Origin of the sequence: Teredinibacter purpureus (genome assembly GCF_014217335.1) — a bacterium.
GTDB lineage: Bacteria > Pseudomonadota > Gammaproteobacteria > Pseudomonadales > Cellvibrionaceae > Teredinibacter > Teredinibacter purpureus.
In genome coordinates, this window is the sequence record NZ_CP060092.1 from 489,277 (window position 1) to 510,622 (window position 21,346).

General features: G+C 47.8%; 24 protein-coding genes and 1 other RNA gene. 12 read left to right on the top strand and 13 right to left on the bottom strand.

Annotated features, from left to right (window positions below; translation table 11 throughout):
- Positions 1-2 precede the first annotated feature (2 nt).
- The 4 genes from hisF to hisB form a co-directional block, all read right to left on the bottom strand.
- Positions 3-776 carry an imidazole glycerol phosphate synthase subunit HisF gene (hisF, locus tag H5647_RS01930; RefSeq protein WP_045855890.1) on the bottom strand — a complete coding sequence of 258 codons (774 nt, stop codon included), beginning with the start codon at positions 774-776 and terminating at the stop codon, positions 3-5.
- A 100-nt stretch (positions 777-876) separates the two neighbouring features.
- Positions 877-1,605 (bottom strand): 1-(5-phosphoribosyl)-5-[(5-phosphoribosylamino)methylideneamino]imidazole-4-carboxamide isomerase, encoded by a 729-nt coding sequence (gene hisA, locus H5647_RS01935; RefSeq protein WP_045855892.1) that lies wholly within the window; start codon positions 1,603-1,605, stop codon positions 877-879.
- A complete protein-coding gene (hisH, locus tag H5647_RS01940; protein ID WP_045855894.1) occupies positions 1,599-2,276 on the bottom strand; it encodes an imidazole glycerol phosphate synthase subunit HisH in 678 nt (225 codons plus the stop codon). The genes hisA and hisH overlap by 7 nt, the downstream gene beginning before the upstream one ends.
- 79 nt (positions 2,277-2,355) lie before the next feature.
- Positions 2,356-2,949, bottom strand: a complete 594-nt coding sequence (gene hisB / locus H5647_RS01945) for an imidazoleglycerol-phosphate dehydratase HisB (RefSeq protein WP_045855896.1) — start codon at positions 2,947-2,949, stop codon at positions 2,356-2,358.
- 208 nt (positions 2,950-3,157) lie between these two features.
- Here hisB and H5647_RS22290 point away from each other — a divergent pair, with 208 nt between their 5' ends.
- The 5 genes from H5647_RS22290 (at position 3,158) to H5647_RS01965 (ending at position 7,036) form a co-directional block, all read left to right on the top strand.
- A complete protein-coding gene (locus H5647_RS22290) occupies positions 3,158-3,289 on the top strand; it encodes a hypothetical protein (RefSeq protein ID WP_268871336.1) in 132 nt (43 codons plus the stop codon).
- Positions 3,290-3,371: 82 nt separating this feature from the next.
- Positions 3,372-3,884, top strand: coding sequence for a thioredoxin family protein (locus H5647_RS01950; RefSeq protein WP_082086927.1), 513 nt, complete (start codon positions 3,372-3,374; stop codon positions 3,882-3,884).
- 118 nt (positions 3,885-4,002) lie between these two features.
- Complete coding sequence (locus H5647_RS01955; protein WP_045855898.1) at positions 4,003-5,283, top strand: glycosyltransferase family 4 protein; 1,281 nt, start codon at positions 4,003-4,005, stop codon at positions 5,281-5,283.
- Positions 5,283-6,011, top strand: a complete 729-nt coding sequence (locus tag H5647_RS01960) for a class I SAM-dependent methyltransferase (protein WP_045855900.1) — start codon at positions 5,283-5,285, stop codon at positions 6,009-6,011. Before H5647_RS01955 ends, H5647_RS01960 begins: the two co-directional genes overlap by 1 nt.
- Positions 6,008-7,036, top strand: coding sequence for a prenyltransferase/squalene oxidase repeat-containing protein (locus tag H5647_RS01965; protein WP_045855902.1), 1,029 nt, complete (start codon positions 6,008-6,010; stop codon positions 7,034-7,036). The genes H5647_RS01960 and H5647_RS01965 overlap by 4 nt, the downstream gene beginning before the upstream one ends.
- 26 nt (positions 7,037-7,062) lie before the next feature.
- Here H5647_RS01965 and H5647_RS01970 read toward each other — a convergent pair whose 3' ends face one another.
- Complete coding sequence (locus tag H5647_RS01970; RefSeq protein ID WP_045860983.1) at positions 7,063-7,698, bottom strand: class I SAM-dependent methyltransferase; 636 nt, start codon at positions 7,696-7,698, stop codon at positions 7,063-7,065.
- 28 nt (positions 7,699-7,726) lie between these two features.
- Here H5647_RS01970 and H5647_RS01975 point away from each other — a divergent pair, with 28 nt between their 5' ends.
- Complete coding sequence (locus H5647_RS01975; protein ID WP_045855904.1) at positions 7,727-8,449, top strand: acyltransferase; 723 nt, start codon at positions 7,727-7,729, stop codon at positions 8,447-8,449.
- 3 nt (positions 8,450-8,452) lie between these two features.
- Here the strand turns inward: H5647_RS01975 and H5647_RS01980 are convergent, their stop codons facing one another.
- The 7 genes from H5647_RS01980 to H5647_RS02010 are packed head-to-tail and all read right to left on the bottom strand — an operon-like array spanning position 8,453 to position 16,482.
- Positions 8,453-9,088: a PqiC family protein gene (locus tag H5647_RS01980; protein WP_045855906.1), complete on the bottom strand. Its 636-nt coding sequence runs from the start codon at positions 9,086-9,088 to the stop codon at positions 8,453-8,455.
- Positions 9,081-10,670 carry a PqiB family protein gene (locus H5647_RS01985; RefSeq protein WP_045855907.1) on the bottom strand — a complete coding sequence of 530 codons (1,590 nt, stop codon included), beginning with the start codon at positions 10,668-10,670 and terminating at the stop codon, positions 9,081-9,083. Before H5647_RS01985 ends, H5647_RS01980 begins: the two co-directional genes overlap by 8 nt.
- A gap of 18 nt (positions 10,671-10,688) precedes the next feature.
- Positions 10,689-11,975 carry a paraquat-inducible protein A gene (locus H5647_RS01990; RefSeq protein ID WP_045855909.1) on the bottom strand — a complete coding sequence of 429 codons (1,287 nt, stop codon included), beginning with the start codon at positions 11,973-11,975 and terminating at the stop codon, positions 10,689-10,691.
- A gap of 16 nt (positions 11,976-11,991) precedes the next feature.
- Positions 11,992-13,212 carry a UbiH/UbiF/VisC/COQ6 family ubiquinone biosynthesis hydroxylase gene (locus tag H5647_RS01995; RefSeq protein ID WP_045855911.1) on the bottom strand — a complete coding sequence of 407 codons (1,221 nt, stop codon included), beginning with the start codon at positions 13,210-13,212 and terminating at the stop codon, positions 11,992-11,994.
- Positions 13,209-14,516, bottom strand: coding sequence for a 2-octaprenyl-6-methoxyphenyl hydroxylase (ubiH, locus tag H5647_RS02000; RefSeq protein ID WP_045855913.1), 1,308 nt, complete (start codon positions 14,514-14,516; stop codon positions 13,209-13,211). The genes H5647_RS01995 and ubiH overlap by 4 nt, the downstream gene beginning before the upstream one ends.
- Before the next feature lie 22 nt (positions 14,517-14,538).
- Positions 14,539-15,852 carry a Xaa-Pro aminopeptidase gene (gene pepP / locus H5647_RS02005; RefSeq protein ID WP_045855915.1) on the bottom strand — a complete coding sequence of 438 codons (1,314 nt, stop codon included), beginning with the start codon at positions 15,850-15,852 and terminating at the stop codon, positions 14,539-14,541.
- A gap of 24 nt (positions 15,853-15,876) precedes the next feature.
- Positions 15,877-16,482, bottom strand: coding sequence for a UPF0149 family protein (locus tag H5647_RS02010; RefSeq protein WP_045855917.1), 606 nt, complete (start codon positions 16,480-16,482; stop codon positions 15,877-15,879).
- 158 nt (positions 16,483-16,640) lie between these two features.
- Here H5647_RS02010 and H5647_RS02015 point away from each other — a divergent pair, with 158 nt between their 5' ends.
- From H5647_RS02015 to H5647_RS02030, 4 genes are all read left to right on the top strand, one after another.
- A complete protein-coding gene (locus H5647_RS02015) occupies positions 16,641-16,850 on the top strand; it encodes a TIGR02449 family protein (protein ID WP_045855919.1) in 210 nt (69 codons plus the stop codon).
- A 26-nt stretch (positions 16,851-16,876) separates the two neighbouring features.
- Positions 16,877-17,164 carry a cell division protein ZapA gene (locus H5647_RS02020; RefSeq protein ID WP_045860984.1) on the top strand — a complete coding sequence of 96 codons (288 nt, stop codon included), beginning with the start codon at positions 16,877-16,879 and terminating at the stop codon, positions 17,162-17,164.
- A gap of 72 nt (positions 17,165-17,236) precedes the next feature.
- Positions 17,237-17,415: non-coding RNA, 6S RNA (gene ssrS / locus H5647_RS02025), on the top strand.
- 67 nt (positions 17,416-17,482) lie between these two features.
- Positions 17,483-18,121, top strand: coding sequence for a 5-formyltetrahydrofolate cyclo-ligase (locus H5647_RS02030; RefSeq protein ID WP_082086928.1), 639 nt, complete (start codon positions 17,483-17,485; stop codon positions 18,119-18,121).
- A gap of 153 nt (positions 18,122-18,274) precedes the next feature.
- On the opposite strand, the gene H5647_RS02035 is transcribed toward H5647_RS02030, so the two are convergent.
- On the bottom strand, positions 18,275-18,421 hold the full coding sequence (locus H5647_RS02035; protein WP_162926262.1) for a hypothetical protein: 147 nt from the start codon (positions 18,419-18,421) through the stop codon (positions 18,275-18,277).
- Between the two features lie 414 nt (positions 18,422-18,835).
- On the opposite strand from H5647_RS02035, the gene H5647_RS02040 reads away from it, so the two are divergent.
- Positions 18,836-19,150, top strand: coding sequence for a FeoA family protein (locus H5647_RS02040; protein ID WP_236074740.1), 315 nt, complete (start codon positions 18,836-18,838; stop codon positions 19,148-19,150).
- A gap of 31 nt (positions 19,151-19,181) precedes the next feature.
- Positions 19,182-21,239: a ferrous iron transport protein B gene (feoB, locus tag H5647_RS02045; protein ID WP_045855921.1), complete on the top strand. Its 2,058-nt coding sequence runs from the start codon at positions 19,182-19,184 to the stop codon at positions 21,237-21,239.
- The last annotated feature ends 107 nt before the right edge of the window (positions 21,240-21,346 follow it).

The following is a 21,346-nucleotide window of genomic DNA, read 5'->3' on the forward strand; positions in this document are numbered from 1 at the left end:
GCTTATAAGCGAACTTCAATTCCTTGTGCTTTCATAAAGGCTTTTGCTTCCGGCACCGAATATTCACCAAAATGAAAAATACTGGCGGCTAGAACAGCATCGGCACCGCCTTTGACTACGCCGTCGGCCAAATGCTGTAAATTTCCCACGCCGCCCGACGCAATGACAGGAACCGATACCGCATCGGCAATACTCCGGGTAACACCGATATCGAAACCGTCTTTAGTACCGTCTTTGTCCATGCTGGTTAACAATATTTCACCGGCACCGTATTCAGTCATACGTACCGCCCATTCGACCGCATCAATACCGGTTGGCTTCCTACCACCATGGGTAAATATTTCCCAGCGTGGCATTTCGCCTTCAGCATTAACCTGTTTCGCATCAATCGCAACAACGATGCATTGTGCACCAAACCGGTCGGCCGCCGCTTTCACAAACTCAGGGTTACTCACCGCAGCTGAATTAATCCCAACTTTATCGGCGCCAGCATTCAGCATATTGCGAATATCATTTAATTCACGAATACCGCCGCCAACGGTTAACGGAATAAAAACTTCCGCCGCAATTTTTTCAACAGTGTGAACGGTCGTATCACGCGCTTCGTGGCTAGCGGTTATATCAAGGAAGGTGATTTCATCGGCACCCTGCTGATTATATTTTTTTGCTACTTCTACAGGATCGCCTGCATCACGAATATCCACAAACTGCACGCCCTTTACTACGCGCCCTTTATCGACATCTAAGCAGGGAATAATACGTTTCGCCAATGCCATCTTTCATCTTCCTCAAAACACGCGGAATAAATTTAAAATGCGTCATTGCTCGCTAAATACAAACTGTATTTAGGGCTATGCGCTCACTTAACTCTTAGGTTTACTGATCACAATACGCTTGGGCTTCTGCTATATCTAATGAACCCTCATAAATTGCTCGGCCGGTAATTGCACCTGAGATACCTTTGCTCGACTCTGCGGCTAATGCGCGAATATCGTCCATATTAGTAATCCCGCCCGACGCAATCACAGGAATACTTGACGCCTGAGCCATCGCCACTGTCGCTTCAACATTGACGCCCTGCATCATGCCGTCGCGCGCAATATCGGTGTACACAATTTCGCTCACACCGTCATTAGCAAACTGTTTCGCCAAATCGGTCGCTTTCACTTCGCTCACTTCAGCCCAGCCGTCAGTCGCAACGTAACCATCTTTTGCATCTAGCCCTACAATTATATGGCCGGGAAACTTCTTGCACATTTCAGCAACGAACGCCGGCTCTTTTACCGCTTTAGTGCCGATAATAACGTAAGTAACACCCGCATCTAAATAATGTTGAATAGTCTCTGCATTGCGAATCCCACCCCCAATTTGAATCGGCAGGTCGGGAAAGGCTTTTGCTATTGCGGTAACCACTTCACCATTGACCGGCTCGCCCGCAAACGCACCATTGAGGTCCACTAGGTGTAAGCGGCGCGCGCCCTTTTCAACCCACTGACGGGCAAACGCTACGGGGTCGTCACCGAATACCGTAGAGTCATCCATTAAGCCCTGTCGTAAGCGTACGCATTGGCCGTCTTTTAAATCAATTGCGGGAATAATTACCATGAGCCGTTCCAATTTAAGAAATTCTGTAAGAGTTGCAAGCCATTTGTATGGCTCTTTTCTGGGTGAAACTGGGCAGCGAAAATATTTTTTCGCGCTAACGCAGCCGTAAATTCAATGCCGTAATGACACTGTCCTGCGACCAAGGAAGAATCGTCTGGCTCAACATAGTAACTGTGCACGAAATAAAAGCGCCCGCCGTCTTCAATGTTGTGCCACAGTGGGTGATCCATTTTCTGACTAACTTTATTCCAGCCCATATGCGGCACTTTTAAGCGTTCCCCCGAAGGAGAGCCCTCATCATGCGCAGAGCGAAAATCCGCATTGCCCGAAAAAAACTTTACCTTGCCGGGTAATACATCTAAACAATCAACGCCATTATTTTCTTCTGAAAAATTCATTAACGCTTGCATGCCCACGCAAATGGATAACAAAGGTTTGCCTGAAGCGATAACATTGCTAACCGCCACATCCACTTCTTGTCGACGAATTTCACCAATACAATCGCGAATGGCACCAACACCAGGAAATATGACATGGTCAGCGTTTCCAATGACGTTATTGTCGCTTGTCACTACAACATTAATGTCGGGGCTCACGTGTTTTAGCGCACTGGCAACAGAATGAAGATTACCCATTCCATAATCAATAACAGCCACTTGTTTGCAGTTCATAGTGTTTTATCTTTTGCGAGTAAAATTATCGTTCGAGGGTGTAAAAAGCCGCCTTTAACGCGGTTCAAAAACGCAAGAATTACAAGGTACCTTTCGTTGACGGCATCGCATTACCAAGGCGTGGATCGACCTCTAACGCATTACGCAAAGCACGACCAAACGCTTTAAAGACCGTTTCAATTTGATGGTGTGCATTGTGCCCGCGCAAACAATCAATGTGCAACGTAACCTGTGCATGGTTAACAAAGCCATGAAAAAACTCCGAGAACAGCTCTGTATCGAAAGTGCCTATACGCTTTTGTGTAAAGGGTACTTTCATAACCAAACCTGCCCGCCCAGAAAAATCGATAACGACACGTGACAACGCCTCGTCTAAGGGTACATAAGCATGTCCGTAACGACGAATACCGCGCTTATCACCCACCGCCTGTTTTACCGCTTGGCCAATGGTAATGCCGATATCTTCCACGGTGTGGTGGTCATCAATATGCGTATCACCTTTGCAATAAACATCGAGATCTATCAACCCGTGGCGAGCGATTTGATCCATCATGTGTTCTAAGAAAGGGACACCGGTATCAAATTTAGCTTTTCCCGTTCCGTCAAGATTTAGGCTAACGGCAATCTCGGTTTCCAGCGTATCGCGGCTAACCGCTGCGGTTCTATCACTCATGAAAAAATCCTAGGGGCTTGATTTTAGGCGGCGATTATATCGTTTGTGCTCTACAGAGAGCCAGCACCGAAGCCACTATTCTCCGCAATTACAACGCTTTAACGCGTGTTTAATGTGCAAACAGCCTTTGATTCAGATCAATAGGCTCCTTTTCAAATCCTTTTAAGCTGGGCAGCACAACCTATCGGAACCCGCAGGAGCAAGCATAATGAATTCAGCAGTAATGGTCAGTGGCCTTGCTATGTTTGGTAGCATGGGCTTAATCGTCGTTATCGCACTCGTTGCGAGTGGCTTATTGGCTTTTTTCGAGAACAAAATGGATCATAGTAACGATCATTAAGGATGAACCAATCATCGACAAGCCAGTCCAAGCCTGACTTTACAGCTACAATTGCTGCAATACCGTTTTCTTGGAGTTACGCATGTCCGACCAAAGCCCATCCGATCAGAATGAGCCCCCATCCTCTTTAAACACCCCCCAAAAGAAAAGATTCGACGGGTGGCGCTCATTGCTGTTTTATGGTGGCATATTGGCCGTTTTCTATTTCGGTCATGTACAAATTCAGACCTACTTAGGCGAGCAAGCACTAGAAAAGGTTACACTCGAACGCCTTACGCTTGACGAAGCCCTTGCTCGATCCGCGAGTACAGGCAAACCGGTACTCGCAGACATCTCCGCTATTTGGTGCCCAAGTTGTCGAAAGCTCGACAACCAAGTGCTCGCGGTGCCAAGTGTGCAGCAAGCCATTGAAGACCGCTTTATCTTTACGCGTATCGAATTTGAATCCGAAGAGGGTGAGCGTGTGCAAGCCCAATACAACGTTAAGGGGTTTCCTACCTTATTAATCCTTAATGCCAACGGCACAAAAATACGCGATCTTCCCCTCACCTTTGATCCAGAAGCCTTTAAATCTCTTCTCAGCCAAAAACTTTAGCGCCCACCAACACAAGCAGAACACACAACTGCAATTGCGCGTTTTTGCACTTGCCCCCGTGCGGGGCATTTGCCATCCTTCAACCCCCTGACGCCTTCACTCCTATTTTGAGCACGCCATGACCGCCGCCGAATATCAACAGGCTACCAATTTTCTATTGCCACTCGAACACTCAGCCCCCCCGTTAAAGATTGCATTACTGGGCTATCGGAGCGCACCGTTCGTTGGTGGACAAGGCATATACCTGAAATACCTTAGCAAGGCATTGGTTCAAATTGGCCACCACGTTACGATCTATTCGGGCCAACCGTACCCCGAGGTCCCCCAAGGTGTAACACTCGTTAAGGTGCCTAGCCTCGACTTATTTGCCGCCGAGAATCACGCCACCGCCTTGCGCTGGCATCACCTACGCTCACTGACAGACCTATCGGAATGGTGGACCATGCTAACCGGCGGTTTTGGCGAGCCCTATACCTTTAGCCGACGTATAGCCAAACTATTAGCCCACAGCGACTACGACATTATTCATGACAACCAAAGCCTAGGCTTTGGCTTGATAGAGCTTCAGCAGCGCGGTAAGTGCGTGGTCAGCACTATTCATCATCCCATTCATCGCGACAGAGAAACCGCTGTCGCTGCGGCCCCCAATTGGCAGCATCGCCTATTGGCGAAACGCTGGTACAGCTTTTTAACGATGCAAGAAAAGGTCGTGCGGCAACTCAAGCACATCACAACCGTATCGAAAACCTCTGCAATCGATATCAACCGTTACTTTAACTGCCGTGATAATGTGCACTTAATTCCAAACGGAATCGATACCACCCTATTCAAACCGTTGATGATATCGAAAAAAGCGTACCGATTAATCACTACAGCGTCGTCGGACCAACCCGTTAAAGGGCTAACCGTACTGCTTAGAGCGTTCGCGATAGTCGTAAAGCAATACCCGGATGCACACCTGCGCATAATTGGTACATTAAAAAAAGGGGGGGACGCCGAACAGCTGATAACAGCGTTACAGCTCAGCAATCATCTATCGTTTAGATCCAACCTTTCAACAGAGGCGTTAGCCCGAGAGTACAACAAGGCCTCTGTGGCGGTATGTCCATCGCTGTATGAAGGTTTCGGCTTACCCGCTGGCGAAGCCATGGCCTGCGGGCTCCCTGTTGTAAGTAGTAACGGAGGGGCCTTGCCAGAAGTTGTCGGCGAAGCCGGAATTATTGTAGAGGCAGGCAATAGCCAAGCACTTGCCGAAGGCATAGAACAACTCTTTTCGAACCCCGACCTCGCGCACTCTTTTAGCCGCGTTGCACGCCAGCGCGTACTAGAAAAATTTTGCTGGAATCGCGTCGCAGAACAAATGACACTCTACTACCATTCAATTTTGGCGAACCCTTAGTGCTAACACTAGACCCTAACAAACTCCCCCTTAAACAGGGCGACACCGTACTCGATCTTGGCTGCGGCGAAGGCCGACATACCTTGGGCCTCGCTTATCTGCATCAGCAAGAGGCCATTTCATTCGTTGGTTTAGACTTAAACTTTACCGACCTTCAAACCGCTAGCGGGCGCTTATGTGAACAACAACTAAACGATCCGCAGCATTTGCGCCGCGCGAATACAACTTTTATCACCGGCAACGGCTTAATTTTACCTTTCAGAGATAACAGTTTTGACCACGTCGTGTGTTCCGAGGTGCTCGAACATATTCCCGATTTTGAGGCAATGTTGCTGGAAATACACCGGGTACTAAAACCAGGCGGAAATCTATGTGTCAGCGTGCCCCGCGCATGGCCCGAAAAAATATGCTGGAGGCTAGAGCAGCGCTATCACCAAGTGGAAGGCGGCCACGTACGCATTTTTAATGGCCACACCCTTCAACACCTTATTGCTGCGAACGGCTATCAGCTTCATTCACGACATTGGGCTCACGCACTCCACGTTCCCTACTGGTGGCTTCGCTGTTTATTTTGGGATCGGGGCGAACACTTTTTCCCCGTAAAGTTTTACCACACGTTATTGGTATGGGATTTATTTAAGAAACCGTGGTTAACACAAACACTCGATAAGATACTGAATCCTTTTATGGGTAAAAGTCTCGTACTGTATTTCACAAAAAAAATATGATTTCTCTAAACACTCAACACACAGGCCTTAACCTTCCGCTTATCCATCGTTTCATCAAAAGCTGCCAACAAGATGATGGCGCTATTCGTTGGCACGGCGCCGACAAGTTAGACCCATGGGATCACACCGAGGCGGCTATGGCCTTAACCATTCTCGGTGACTACAGTAACGCTCGGCGAGCCTTCAACTGGCTAAGACACCACCAACGAGCCAATGGTAGCTGGCAAGCCGCCTACTTTAAGCAAGGCGATAACACTAAAATTGAAACCAATTTCGTTGCCTACCCCGCAACGGGAATATGGCACTATTTTTTAGTCACACAAGACCACGCGTTTCTGACGGACTATTTCGATATGGTGGAACAATCTATCGAGTATGTATTACGCCACCAATCGCACGAAGGCGATATTCAATGGGCGGTATCCGCACAAGAAGAGCTGCCAAAGGATGCTCTCATTACCGCTTGTGCATCGGTACTGCGTAGCCTCGAATGCGCGATACAAATAGCCGGCACACTTTCTATAGAGAAACCACAATGGCGCACAAGCTATCACGCACTGGCCAATGCGTTATTACATAAACCGTGGCGTTTTGACCGCACTTGGGAAAGCAAAGCACGCTACTCCATGGATTGGTTCTACCCCGTCCTTGCCGGCATTTACACGCAAGAAGAATCAAAACTGCGCTTAGAAAAACGTTGGTATGAATTTGTTGAAGAGAGTTTGGGTTGCCGCTGCGTAAGCGACGAACCCTGGGTAACAATCGCAGAGTCTTGCGAACTGGTGATGGCCACCGTTTACGCAGGGGAACGCACCAAAGCCTTAACGCTGTTTAATTGGCTCTCTCAATGGCAGGATACTGACGGGGGCTACTGGACCGGCTATAGCTTTAGAGACAAGGTCATTTGGCCGCAAGAAAAAACCAGCTGGACAGCCGCCGCCATTCTACTGGCCGCAGACGCACTCTATACCCTTACGCCCGCCTCAGCATTATTCACAACTCGTTCCAGCTTAATCCACGACTAACAATTACCTGCAATACGCGCGCAGTCTTACTGTGTGCGCTTTAATATAACAAGAGAATCCACACGATCTACGCGCTCAAACATACCCCCCTCAAGCACTGCGCACATCGCTAAATAGGGGCCTTGCCCTCCATCTTCTGGGCACTCAAAAATATCATGAATGGCCAGAAAGCCGCCCACGGCCACTTTCTCGCTCCACCACAAACAATCATTACGCGCCATTTCATGACTGTGCCCCCCATCAATAAACACCATACCCAACGGCGTAACCCAATGACGCACGGCAATGGCCGAGCTGGCTACAACTGGAACCACGGTATTGTCCAACGCGGCTAAACGAAGCGTACGACGGAATAGCGGAAAACTATCGAACAACTGCTGCTGAGAATCGTAGAGATCAGAGTCGTGATATTCTTCTCCCAGCTGATGCTCCTCAGAACCACGATGATGATCCACAGCGTACAGCGTATTATGGTGTTGTTGGCAAGCATGGCCCATGTAAACCGTAGATTTCCCACAATAACTACCTATCTCTAAACAAGGGCCTACGGAGGAAGCCAGCACAGAATAACGGTAAAGCGCTTCGCCTTCGTGCGCAGCTAAAAACCCTTTAATACTATTGTGAGAAAAAAAATGTTGGAAATAGGCCCGAGCCTCTTCCAAGTATTCCGTTAAACATGAGGTGTCATCTGTGCGCAAAAATCATACTCCGACATTGATTAAAAAAATTCTTCGCAAATGGAACCGCTGGTTTATTAACCGTTTTATTCGCCCTCAATTCGATCAGCTAGGCCATTCCACCGCCATACACCAACCCACCACTTTACAGATCACCGGTAATAATATTGCAGCCGGTAATTTTCTTCATATTATCAGTAACCGCCAACAACCGGTAACTCTCACAAGCTGGAGAAGCAAACAACAGCGCGGAGAAATCGTCATTGGCGACTACTGCCTTATATCACCCGGCGTCAACATCGCAGCGGCTCAGTCTATTAACATTGGAGACAATTGCATGCTTGCATCCGGCGTGTATATTTCTGACAGTGACTGGCACGGAACCTATAATCGCATACGACCTTTTCGTTGCACCCAACCAGTGACGCTCAACAATAATGTTTGGATTGGTTTACGCGCGATCATTGGTAAAGGTGTGACCATAGGCGAGAATAGTATTATTGGTGCTGGCGCAGTTGTCATAAATGATATTCCAGCCAATAGTATTGCGGCCGGCAACCCCGCAAAAATTGTAAAACGCTTAGATCCAAAGAAAAAAATGTTACGCCGGGAATTTCTTTTTTCGCAGGATGACGATTACTGGAATGCACAGGATGAGTTAGAAGATGCCTTCGGTAAGAACAACCATTTTTTTCACTGGATTAAAGTGTTAATCGCACCGTCACGGCACGATTAAACCTTAAGGTACGGCTTTCTCTGCGAGCGTAATGGAAAAGGCGGTAACCAGCTCATTTAACGCTTTAATATAATCATTTACACTCGCGCTAGCACTTGCTCGAACAATTACTTCACGGCCATGTTTTACGACTTCGCCCTTAGCGGTGTCAATTAGTAGCCAGCTCGCCGATATACGCACATCGCCACCACGAACCCCGCTAAACTCACCAAAAACAATTCGAACTTGATACTCAGGCCGAGTACGAGAATCCCACGGAAAAGCGACTACGCCATCATGCTGCCATAAGGCACTAAGGTTGGTGCTCATAGCGCGCCCAATTGACGATTTTAAATCTCCTCCCCAAGCGTGATACCCCGAAACCTTAATTTGCTGTGATGACGTAAGGCTAACAATGGCAGGGTTATCCATAAATTCTGGCAATCTCATGGGGCCAATACCGATACTAATATTTCGCGCCGGCGCCGATTCTGTGAGCGGCAATTCTTCCGCCTTCGCCGCAAACAACGAATAGTAAGAGGTTTGCGGAGTATTTGAAACACAGCCTACCAAGCAGGCAATAAAACCTAACATCAGCCCGCGTTTTATTACTGGCGCTCTCTTCGCCTGCTGCGCCCAACAGTGTGTAACGTTATTCATCTTTATCCTTTCCCAAAAGCAACGAATTGGGATGGCGATTTAATTCATTTAAGAATAGCTCAAGCGAACGCGCTGCATCACTTAATGATTTTGCCATTTCCGTCATTTCATATTTTAATTCTGAATCCGGTGCAACCGCGTGATCCAAACTCGTCATTGCAACGGTCATTTGCTGCAGCGCATTTTCAGCTGACGCAAGCGTAGAATCTAATTTGGCACCGGTATCCCGCTGTTCTAACCGAGTAAGCAGTACGTTAAGGCTTTCTAAACTGCCCGCCAATTCAAACCCAATAGTTTCGAATGGAATGTTATTGATTTTTGCTAATAAATCTGACGCCTGCTGGCCCACTTGGTCAATTTTATCCATAACCGTTGGAATTTCAGAATAGTTTTCGGCGCGAACAAAAGCCACGGGCAGAGGGTTATCCACAAACGTTAGATCAATATATTTCGACCCCGTAATTAAACTGGCCGTTTTCATTTGTGCCCTAAGCCCTTGCTCAACCATACTTTCCATTCGGTTATCCACTTCTTCTCGCGAGGGAGAATCATCCGGCTGCAAACGTTCGGGTTCCATGGCAATAAAAACGTGTAAGCTTTCTTCTACATTCTCGGCACTGGCCAGCTCTACATCAACCACTTCGCCCACTTTGATTCCGCGAAATTCAACCGGCGCACCAACGGTTAAGCCACGCACCGTACCGGTGAATTTTAATCGATAATAATATTTAATATTAAACCGACCTTCTAGTACCGATTCTCTATCGGAATACAAAAAGAAACGATGCCCCGATTCCGCTAACTGTACATTTTCAAAACCTGCGGTATTGTCAAAGGCAACACCACCGTTAATAAGCGAAGCCAGCGATTCCATTCGTGCTCTCATGCCATCGGCATTTATCGATACACCAAACCCACTCACATTCCAAAAACGGCTACGCGTTTGTACCATTTCGTCGTAGGGTGCTCGAATAAAAAAGTTAATATCGACATGATCCATGCTGCCCGCTAATTTATAACCCGTTACCTCGCCCACCCGAATTTGCCGAAAATAGATGGGTGAGCCAATATCAATCGACCCCAACTCTTCCGCCTGCAACAAGTATTGTGTTCCAGGCTCGTCCGACTCAAATACCGGCGGCTCGCTCAAACCTTCAAATTTAGTTTTATGGGCGCTCGCAGCACCGGGGTCCATCACAATGTACACGCCCGAAATTAGCGTACCCAAATTCGAAACACCGGCAGCACTAATTCGAGGGGTTACCATCCAGAATCGCGTATTTTTACTAAGATGCGGCGCTATATCACTATCGAGCTCTGCCGTTACACGCACGTGTTTCAAGTCTCGGCTTAGTTTGACAGTTTGAACAACGCCTACCTTCACCTCGTTGAGTTTAATTTGCGTTTGGCCGGCAATAATATCGGTCGCGTCATCAAATGTAATTTCAATGATGGTGCCTCGCTCCATACGAGCTTGCACCGCTAACCACAAAGCAATAAGGAGCGCCACCGCAGGAACAATCCAGACAGGAGATAGCGCGGTAACTTGTTGAGCAACAGCTTTATTAAGGTTTCGTTTCATTTCAATTGTTTATATCTTTTAGTCAAGTGAATCGCCCTTAGATTGAGCGTCCTCTTCAAGCGCATCCCAGATTAAACGCGGATCAAAGGTTTCTGCAGCAACCATGGTTAAGAGAACAACGGCGCCAAAAGCAATGATAGCGCCTTCCGGTTCAACCGTATAAATAAAACCAAATTGCACCAAGGACACTAACAAGGTAACCACAAACACATCAACCATCGACCAGCGCCCGATTGCCTCGGTTAAGCGAAACAGGACGGCCCGATGCTTTGCGCCTCTACGCATCTTAATTTTAACCGACCAAAGCAGGTAAGTAAGTATGACGAGCTTGGTGATAGGGACCAAAATACTGGCTACAAATACAACCAGTGCAATCCCCCATAAGCCTTCCATTAATAGCTCTACGACACCGGAAAATATAGTGTCGGTATACACCTCCCCCAACGTTGAATACGTCATGATTGGTAGTACATTAGCGGGGATATAAAGAATAATGGCCGCCAACACTAATGCCGTCGTTTTTTGTAAGCTATACGGAATTCGCTTATGAATTTCTGATTGGCAGCGAGGGCATTCATGTTTATTTTCGATAATACTCTCACCCACCATGGCTTTACACACACGACAATCGTATACAAATTCATTGTCGTAAGCGGTAAAATAATTATTGGTATTAAGCCAGCTCCATAGCTGGCGACGATTTAATTTTATATAAGCCAAAATTAAAACGCCCACCAATAAAAAGAACGCGTACGCTCCCGTTTCCAAATGAATTACCGCCATATCAGCCAATTTGACCGAGGCGACAACGGCACTTAGCATAAAGATTTCGAGCATGCTCCAGTTTTGCGCTAATACCAGCCAGCGTAAAACAGACACTTGCCCCGGCAAATGCCGATTGTAGCTATACGAAACCAATAAATATAAAAATGCAAAAATTTCGACTAACGGAAAGATAAAGATGGTGGTAATAACCATGCCACCCAGTATCCACTGTTTTCTCTCGAGCAACGCCCAAAAACCATCTAAAATAGTTGCCGTTTGGCTCTGAGAACCAATCTCTAATGTGATAAACGGTAAGGCATTACTCAAGATGAACAGTACTAACGCAGTAAGCGCTAAGGCCGAGGCAAACTCCAATCGACGAGCGCCCCCAGTATGAAGAATCGCTTCACAATTAAAACATACCATTTCGTTTTCTGAAGAAAACGACACCACTTTTTGAAGCTCGCCACAGTGATGGCATAAAAGCCAATCACGATGCTCTGCATGGGGGGAAATGGTTGATAAGGGAGGGTGATCCATCACGCTAAACCTTGCATTAAAACCCGCTGGCGACTTTTGCCAACTGCCGCTTCAGCAGTAGCTGATTATTCGCTAACGACATACCCACATTTCGAACCCAACGAACGGCGGGAATATCGGCCTCAAATAATCGTTTAAAGCCTTCCATAGAAGCCATTGCCGATAAGTTATGGCTTTTGCGTTGACGCTGAAAACGGCGCAATATTGAACTATCACTCAATGCTACGCCGCGCTCACACGCACGCTCAATTTCGGTTGCGAGTGCCTGTACATCGTACAGGCCTAAGTTTACACCTTGCCCCGCCAAAGGGTGAATAGTATGTGCCGCGTCACCCACCAACGCGATACCCTCACCAATGTAGTCAATAGCGTGACGTTGTCGTAAGGGAATGGCAAAACGCTTAGCCGTTTCGACTACCTCGCCCAAGCGGCTTTCGAATGCCACTGAAAGGCGCGCGCAAAATTCGGCATCGTCTAATGCCATAAGCGCATCCGCTAATTCAGTTTTAACCGACCATACCAACGAACAATATTGTTGCTGGCTTGCGGCTTGCAAAGGAAGAAAAGCGATAGGCCCGTGAGTAGTAAACCGTTGCCAACAGCATTGCTGATGCGGCTTCTCCGTTTTTACCGTGGTCACAATCGCAGTATGGCCGTAGTCCCATTCTCGTGTACTGATACCGGCAAAGGCTCTTAATTTAGAATGAGCGCCATCTGCTGCCACGACCAATGTGCAATCGAGTTTGCCTTTAGTGTGCATGGAGCGATTACTCACCTGTAACTGGTTATGCGGCCCAACGTGCTCGAAGCTTTCCACACGCATGCCATCGAGTACAGTAACCGACGGTAACGCTTGAACGCGCTGCCGTAAGGCTTTTACCACCACACTGTTTTCAACAATATGGCCTAAGTTATTCACATGGATATCGTCGGCATGAAATTGAATATTACCCGTGCCTTCGGCATCCCACACATCCATTGCGTGATACGCACAGGCTCGCATATTAACGATAGGCTGCCATGCATCAACAGACATCAGAAATGCCTCAGACTTTTTCGACAACGCAACCACTCGTGGATCAAACGCTTCACCCTCAAAGGCTCGAGGGGGCTCACCCGCTTCGATAACCGCCAGGGTTAGTGAGGCTGTTGCTGGGCAAGAAGCCAAGCGAGCGGCCAACGACAAGCCGACCATACCGCCGCCCACTATCACCACATCAAATACATGAGTATTCATGGGTTACTCACCTGCCGCATGTGCGCACGCGGCGCCATTCGGCCCATCATTTGGGCGAAAAATGTCTGCCGTGCACAAGTGAAATGTTCAAGACCAAGCAATGCCACATTACGCGATAACTGCACCGCTGGGTTGGTATGGCTGAACACCTGAATAAACGCATGGCCCAGCCCCGCCGTAAGCCTTTGGTCTTGTGCCTGTAACGATAAATAACGGTTCAATACTGACAAATGCCCTAACGCTTCACCTTGGGCACGCGCTTGTGTCAATACGGCAGATAACTGTGCACAATCACGAATAGCCAAATTAAAACCTTGCCCCGCAACGGGGTGCAGAAAATGTGCGGCGTTGCCCATAAGCACGACTGAAGAGCGCACCTGCTCTTTTGCCAGCACCATTTTAAGCGGATAGCAATGACGTTTGCCGACACGGCTACACTGCCCTAAACGATAACCAAACGCCTGCTGAAAATGCGCCATAAACGTCGTATCGTCCCATGCCATGGTCTGCTCGCTGAGGCTATTGGGACGGGTCCATACGAGTGCCGAACGCTGGCTATCCTCACCGGTAATCACGGCGGGTAGCGGCAGCACGGCCATAGGGCCTTCCGCCGTAAAACGTTCAAATGCCTGCCCTTTATGGGGCTGCTCAAACGCCAAGTTCGCGATAATTGCATGCTGCTCGTAATCATGGATATCGGCTTCAATCCCTAGCTGCTTACGCAATGCGGAATCGGCGCCATCCCCAACAATCACCAGCTCAACCCCTAACGCGTTGACGGTGGTATTATTCGGCGCTTGCTCACACTCATCAGGCTCAACGGTATAATGAATGGCGGCACCTGTTGCTAACGGGCGTATCCGTTGTACGTTCGCAGGCGCCACTAGCGCGATATTCGGTGCGGCCAATACAGCTTGGGCTAATTGCTCACCCAACCATCGGTTTTCTACCACATAGCCCAGCGCATCGGCATCAGTTTCATCTTCGCTGAAATCCGTTGCGCCTATATGCCCTTTGTCACTCACATGTACCCGGCGAATCGGTTCCGCCCGCTCAGCAATTGCAGGCCAGAGATTAATTAACTGCAATAATTCTGCGGTAGCCGCCGAAAGTGCTGACGATCGCTCATCAAAACTCGGTTGCGTAAGCCTCTTTGTTTTCGGCGTTATCGGCAGCGCATCGAATAACACTATGCGCGCATCCGGTAATTGATAGGACAACAACAAGGCTTGCGATAACCCCACCATGCCACCCCCGACGATGGCAATATCCGCTACACTATTTTCCGAAAGCTGAAGTGTCATTTAAACCTAATTCCTGCGCATGTTAACCGGCCATCACAGCTTCAATTTCATCCACTGTTTTAGGCGCGCCATCCGTTAGAACACGACAACCTTCTTTGGTAATCACCACATCGTCTTCAATACGAACACCAATACCCCGCCATTTACTCTCGACAGTGTTGTTATCCGTGGCAATATAGATACCCGGCTCTACCGTCATTACCATACCCGGCTCCAATACTCGCCACTCATCACCCACCTTATAATCACCTACATCATGTACATCCATACCCAACCAATGGCCAATGCGATGCATGTAAAACGCTTTATAGGCGTCTTTTTCGATAAGCGTCTCGGGGGTTCCTTTTAACAAACCCAATTCGATTAAACCTTCGACGATAACCCGCACCGAAGCATCGTGCGGCTCATTCCAATGATTACCGGGTACTACTTTTTCAATAGCGGCTTCTTGCGCCTTTAACACGAGGTTATAAATAGCTTTTTGTTCTCGTGAGAATTTTCCGTTTACAGGAAAAGTACGTGTTATATCAGAAGCATAAAATTCATATTCGCAGCCCGCATCGATAAGGACTAAATCGCCATTTTTCAGTTTCTGGTTATTTTCAACGTAGTGAAGAATACACGCGTTGGCGCCCCCGCCAACAATACTGTTGTAAGCCGCATGCCGCCCACCCTCAAGCGCGCAAGCATATTTAATCTCAGCTTCAAGCTCATATTCATAGCGGCCGGGTGCGCAGGTTTCCATCGCTTTTTGATGCGCGCGCGCAGAAATATCTGCCGCTGTTTCCATTAAGCGAATTTCTTCGGCACTTTTATACAGACGCATGTCATGAAGAAAGTGGTCAAGATCAAGAAATTCGCCCGGAGGTATAGCGCCAGCGCGGACTTTGGCTCGAATACGATTGACCCACTCCATAAGATGCCGATCGAAATCGGGGTCTTTACCCATGGCGTAATACACGCGCTCCCGACCTTCAATCAATCCCGGTAAAATCTCATCGATATCATCAATTGGAAACGCATCATCCGCCCCAAAATCTATGCATGCGCCTTCTGGCCCGGCTCTATAACCATCCCAAATTTCTTTTTCCTTATCTTTCTCTCGGCAAAACAGTACGTACTCGCCATGCTCACGCTCTGGCAACAGCACCAATACGGCATCAGGCTCGTCGAAACCTGTCAGATAATAGAAGTCATTATCTTGGCGAAAGGGGTATTCAATATCACGGCTACGGCTTTGTTCGGATGCCGAAGGCAATATTGCAATACTATTCGGCTCCATCATTGCCATTAAGGCCTTACGACGACGGGAAAATTCTTGCTTGCTAATGCTCATAATCGTTGACTTGTTAAGTGAAAGTTAGTGCATGTTATCAGGAGAGTTATCGCTAGGCATGACGGTAGCGGGTGTTTTGGCCGTGAGTTCAGCGTGAACCGTAAGCACGGCGATTTTGACATATTCAACGAGTTCAACCCAGTAAACTTCGTTTTCTTCGGCTTCTAATGCCGCATCGCCATCTACCACAACCTGCGATATATGCGCCATATCACGTAAAGCATCGCCGACATCTTTCGGCAGGTCATCACCTTGGCCAAGCCCTGCTTTGCCAATCGCTTGCCCAAGCCCGTGTAAAAAGCCTTCACACCAGCTGCCTAATTCTTGCGAACGGCGTTCCAAGCTTGCAGTATCTCCAGGCAATAACGGGTTAAATCCATAGCTATCGTCGCTGAGCAACTCTGCGGTACGCTCCAGTATAAGTTTGAATAACGCTTCTTGCTCTTCATTTGGTGTGATGTAGTCCAAATCCAGAAACTCCAAAGCCACCGCCTGCCAATCGGAAGGTGACAGCTGCTCTCCTGTACACAACCGACCACACAAAACGCCCTGTAGCTCCGCTGCAGAATTCACACTACCCATATTCATTAATTGATCATTTACAAAATAAAACTCAAACAAACCACTCATAAAAACCTCTTACGGTTCAAAAAGTATCGATTCTTCGGCCTAACTGCACCAAGGCAGAACAAGAAAGCACTATACTTTTCTAAAATTGCTATTAACATGCACATAGTTGACACTGGATATTGCTGGCCCATTATAGAAACGACAGCACCTTAACGCATATGACTAATCGATTGCTAAACGACGTTGAAGCTAGGCTGGACGAACTCATTAGCCTATGTACTCGACTCGAGAAAGAAAACACCTCGCTGCGAACCAAAGAAACAGATTGGCAGCAGGAGCGCGCGCGCCTAATAGAAAAAAATGAGCTGGCACGTACGCGCATTGAAGCGATGATTGCGCGACTTAAAAACTTAGAGGCGGAATCTTGAGTACTGTAGAAGAACCGGATGCGAGCATGAGCGACCAGACTCCCGTACACGTGAATATCCTAGACAAAGATTACCAGATTGCCTGCCCTCCTAGCGAGCGCGACGCTCTTCATCGCGCTGCTGAAGAGCTAGACGAACGCATGCGCACTGTTCGCAGTAGCGGCAATGTTATCGGATTGGAACGCGTTGCAGTAATGACGGCCCTAAACTTGTGCTACGAACTCCAGCAAGCAATAACGGTACCCACTAGCAATGAAGATGAGACCACTCTAGAACGCATGGCCGCGAAATTAAGCAAAGCGCTGGGCGATTAACCAAGCGTGTGATTAAGTTTTCAATTAGATGAATGTCAAGACTGTTCAGCCAAAATCTCAATGCTATACTGAGTGCTCCTGGGGTGTTTGCCAGTTGGCTAAATCCCTGAGCCGATAAAGTTTTGTTAGGAGGCTACTCGTTTGTGCTGTGTGCATGTCCGCTCGACGGAAAGCCTGACGCATTGCAGTTCCCTCCCCCTTGAATCGTCGGGTTCAAGGTAATGGTTAACAGCGGCATTCCCGGGACTTTACAACCTCAACCCCTCCACACCCAGCTCCCAGCGCTTCTCTCGTACGCAGTCAAAGCACTTTTCCACCATGAATAGGTCTGTCCAACGCCACCAATTGAGGCGTCTACGCAAGACATTAACGCCTTCTGAGCAACGCTCTGCGGCTTATGCCCTGTGTAGAAATATAGCCCGCTTGCCAGACTATCAGCGCGCAACTCGTATCGCCCTTTATTTTGCTAACGATGGCGAGATATCGCCTCACTTTATTGCCGCCATGGCGCTACGACAGCACAAGCACGTTTACTACCCTGTACTCACGCGACAGAAAATGATTTTTCGGCCCTACCGTCAAGGCGCCAAATTAACCCCCAACCGTTTTGGTATTCCTGAGCCGCTACCGCTAAATAAGCCTATAGCGACACGCCAGTTGGATCTGGTGCTGTTACCGTTAGTGGGTTTCGATAATAGGGGGAATCGCATGGGCATGGGCGGCGGCTTCTACGATAGAACCTTTGCCTATAAGCGGCGGCATCCGTTCTTGCCACCCGTATTAATCGGGCTCGCGCATCGGTGTCAAGAGCGCCCACAACTGGAGATAGAGCATTGGGATATACCAATGGATTTTATCGTAACGGACCAATGTATTATTCGGTCTCGTACGCACAATAAAGGTGCAAACAACAGCTCTCAAGCCCAACGGACCGGGTTGAAGCGAGAAACAAAATAAGGTGAGTAAACGAAAAACACCAACCCACTGCTCAATACGGATTAGCGTCTAATACATGTGCAGGGCGCACGTTAAATAAAGTTGGCGAACGTTAGTAATACACACCCCTAACGCACTATTTCACTTCTAATGGTCAGCCTTTATAACCTTACACTACCGCTTTACCACTACCCCTTGGTGTAATTCAGCGGCGGGCGCATCCAATGCGGCACTATCAGTATTATCTGTAGCGCTTAGTCCGGTCGCCAATAATCCAACAACAAAAATTATGGCGGCTAGAGTCAATACATCAGTTTTCACGATTTAATCCTCTACGCTCTTATCTTATTTTTTAATTAGCCTTCGATTAGTGAACTAATTCGATTCCGATAAGCTAGGAGCACGATGTGTACCAATTTAGGTAAAAGCACCTCAAACCCAAGTCTAATGTGCTTCTTAAATTACAGTTTACCGCGAGTTCACTAACCTTCCAGCAACAACTACGCCCAATGCTTAATGGCTCACAGAACAAGTGAACACTCACACCAAAGCGTGACTCAATTCCTCATAACGTGGTGATTATCAAACTTTATTGTTACTAAAGCACGCTATATCACGAAGAATTTTCATGTTATTGGCCTATTGCTGCGGCACTAATATAGGCTTCGCTGTCCTCAAAATCAACAATGTGTAGAATTTTTAGTCATAAAGAATAATGAGAACGCAAAAGGGTTGATGAATATCAATAACGATTCCCAAATAAGAATTATTATTACTTACAGTCAACAACCCGCTCTTGAGTCACATCAGCCTATGTCAATCACGCTAAACGAACTCGCCATTGGCACCAAGGCAACCATCCACTCGCTGTTAGGGCATAACCCATCCCTACATCGCCAATGTGGTGCGCTGGGACTAAAACCTGGCGTTCTTGTTCAGGTGCTACACCGGCATCAAAGAACTGGCCCCATGCAAATTAAATGTCGCGGCACGCTTTTCTCTATTCGCTCGGACGAGGCAGCATTCATTTCCGTATCGATTCAGTCTTAGTTGTCGGCGCCCAAGAACAGAGAACCATTAAGTGAAAGAAATCGCCCTTATCGGCACCCCTAATTGCGGTAAAACCACACTATTTAACCGATTGACGGGTACACGCCAACGCACCGGAAATTGGCCCGGCGTAACCGTTGAACGAAAAGATGGAAAGCTTCTTCTTGGCTCGAATACCGCACTCCTCGTTGACCTGCCCGGCGTTTATACACTGCACGATGAGAGCCACGGACTAGAAGCTAGAGTCGCGCTTGACTATGTTCTCAGCGGCCAACCCGACCTTATATTGCTAGTCATGGACGCCACACGCCTCCCACAACAGTTGGAGCTGCTACCCGAATTACTCGCAACCGGAACCCCTGTGATACTCGTCGTCAATATGCTCGATTCGGCGGCGATCGAAAATATTCATATCGACCTAAACGCACTAGCACACTCTGCGGGCTTATCTGTTGCAGGCGTCATTAGCTCGAGCGGTCGGGGCATTCCGTCGCTAAAAGCGCAAATTACGCAAGCCCTTACAACGCCGTTAGTAGCACCGCGAAACAGCAGCCCTATCGATATTACTGACGCCGCGCAAAAAAGTTATCGCGCATCGAACAACATCAGTCGCACCGAAAAAATTGACCGCTGGCTATTACACCCAAAATTAGCACTGCCTTTTTTTCTACTGATTATGTACTTATTATTTACCATCGCCGTAAACCTCGGTGCGGTGTTTATTGATTTCTTCGATATTGTATTGGGCAGTTTGTTTGTTGACGGTACTCGCTGGCTTCTCGCCAGTGCAGGCTCACCAGAGTGGTTGCAAGCGGTGTTATCTGATGGACTCGGCGGCGGCATCCAGCTGGTAGGCACCTTTATTCCCGTGATCGGCTTTTTATATTTATGTATGTCGGTACTTGAAGATTCTGGCTATCTATCGCGTGCCGCATTTGTTATAGACCGATTAATGGCAAAGATCGGGCTGCCCGGACAGGCTTTTATTCCACTGATTATTGGGTTCGGCTGCAACGTGCCGTCGGTTATGGCCGCTCGCTCACTTGGCCAAGCCAGCGCCCGGCTCACCACTATATTCATTGCGCCTTTTATGAGTTGCGGTGCGCGCCTTTCTGTCTATGTTTTCGTAGGAACTGCATTTTTCCCAAGTCAGGCTCAAAATGCCATTTTCACATTATATTTGTTGGGGATTGCGGTTGCTGTTTTATCCGCATGGCTATTAAGACGTAAACTGTTTTCACATGCTGTAGGTGCGAACATCACTGAAATGCCCGCGTATCATCGCCCGCTTTTACGCAATGTGCTAACACAAACATGGCATCGACTATATTCCTTTAGTTGGCGAGCAGGAAAGCGCATTGTTGCGGTAGTGCTCGTACTATCAGTCTTTTCATCGTTCAGCCCCGATGGAAGTTGGGGCAATCAAGATACTGAAAATTCTGCGCTATCGGTAACCGGCAAATGGTTAACCCCCCTTTTTACGCCCATGGGTATCGGTGAAAACAATTGGCCCGCAACCGTAGGGTTGTTTACAGGCCTTTTTGCCAAAGAGGTTGTCGTCGGTACTCTTGATACACTTTACAGCCCCAAAAATTCGGACGATAGATCTTCAGAGCCTCCCGAGTTATTACAGAATTTTACTCGCGCACTCACCAGTATTATCGATAACGCCAAGGGGCTTACCGCAGCACTAACAGACCCTCTCGGCATTCGCTCCGCCCAAGAAGCAACCACCACTGCACAACCCCACAGTTACGCAGCAATGCAAACACTATTCCCTTCTTCATGGGGCGCCTTTTGTTATCTAGTATTTATTTTATTGTATGCACCGTGCGTGGCAACCATTGGTGTAATGCAGAGGGAAGCAGGGCATGTATGGTTAGGGTTTTCAGTGGTCTGGAGTTTATTATTATCATACTGGCTTGCCAGTGTGTTATGGCATTTAAGCCTGCTTTCTCGCACGCCTGTTTATGCCATCGGTTGGATAATTGCCTCATCAATGGCGCTTTATGGTAGTTATAAGTTTATTATCCACTACATGAAAAAAGAAGTGCAAGAACAGATACCGGTCGTAAATTTACCCAGCTGAAAAAATGTGCCCAACGACTAAACGCACATACGCACAATATCTCACACTAAAAAGGGCGCGAAAAACGCGCCCTTTATTCATTATTCTACACTATTTTTTTGATCGAT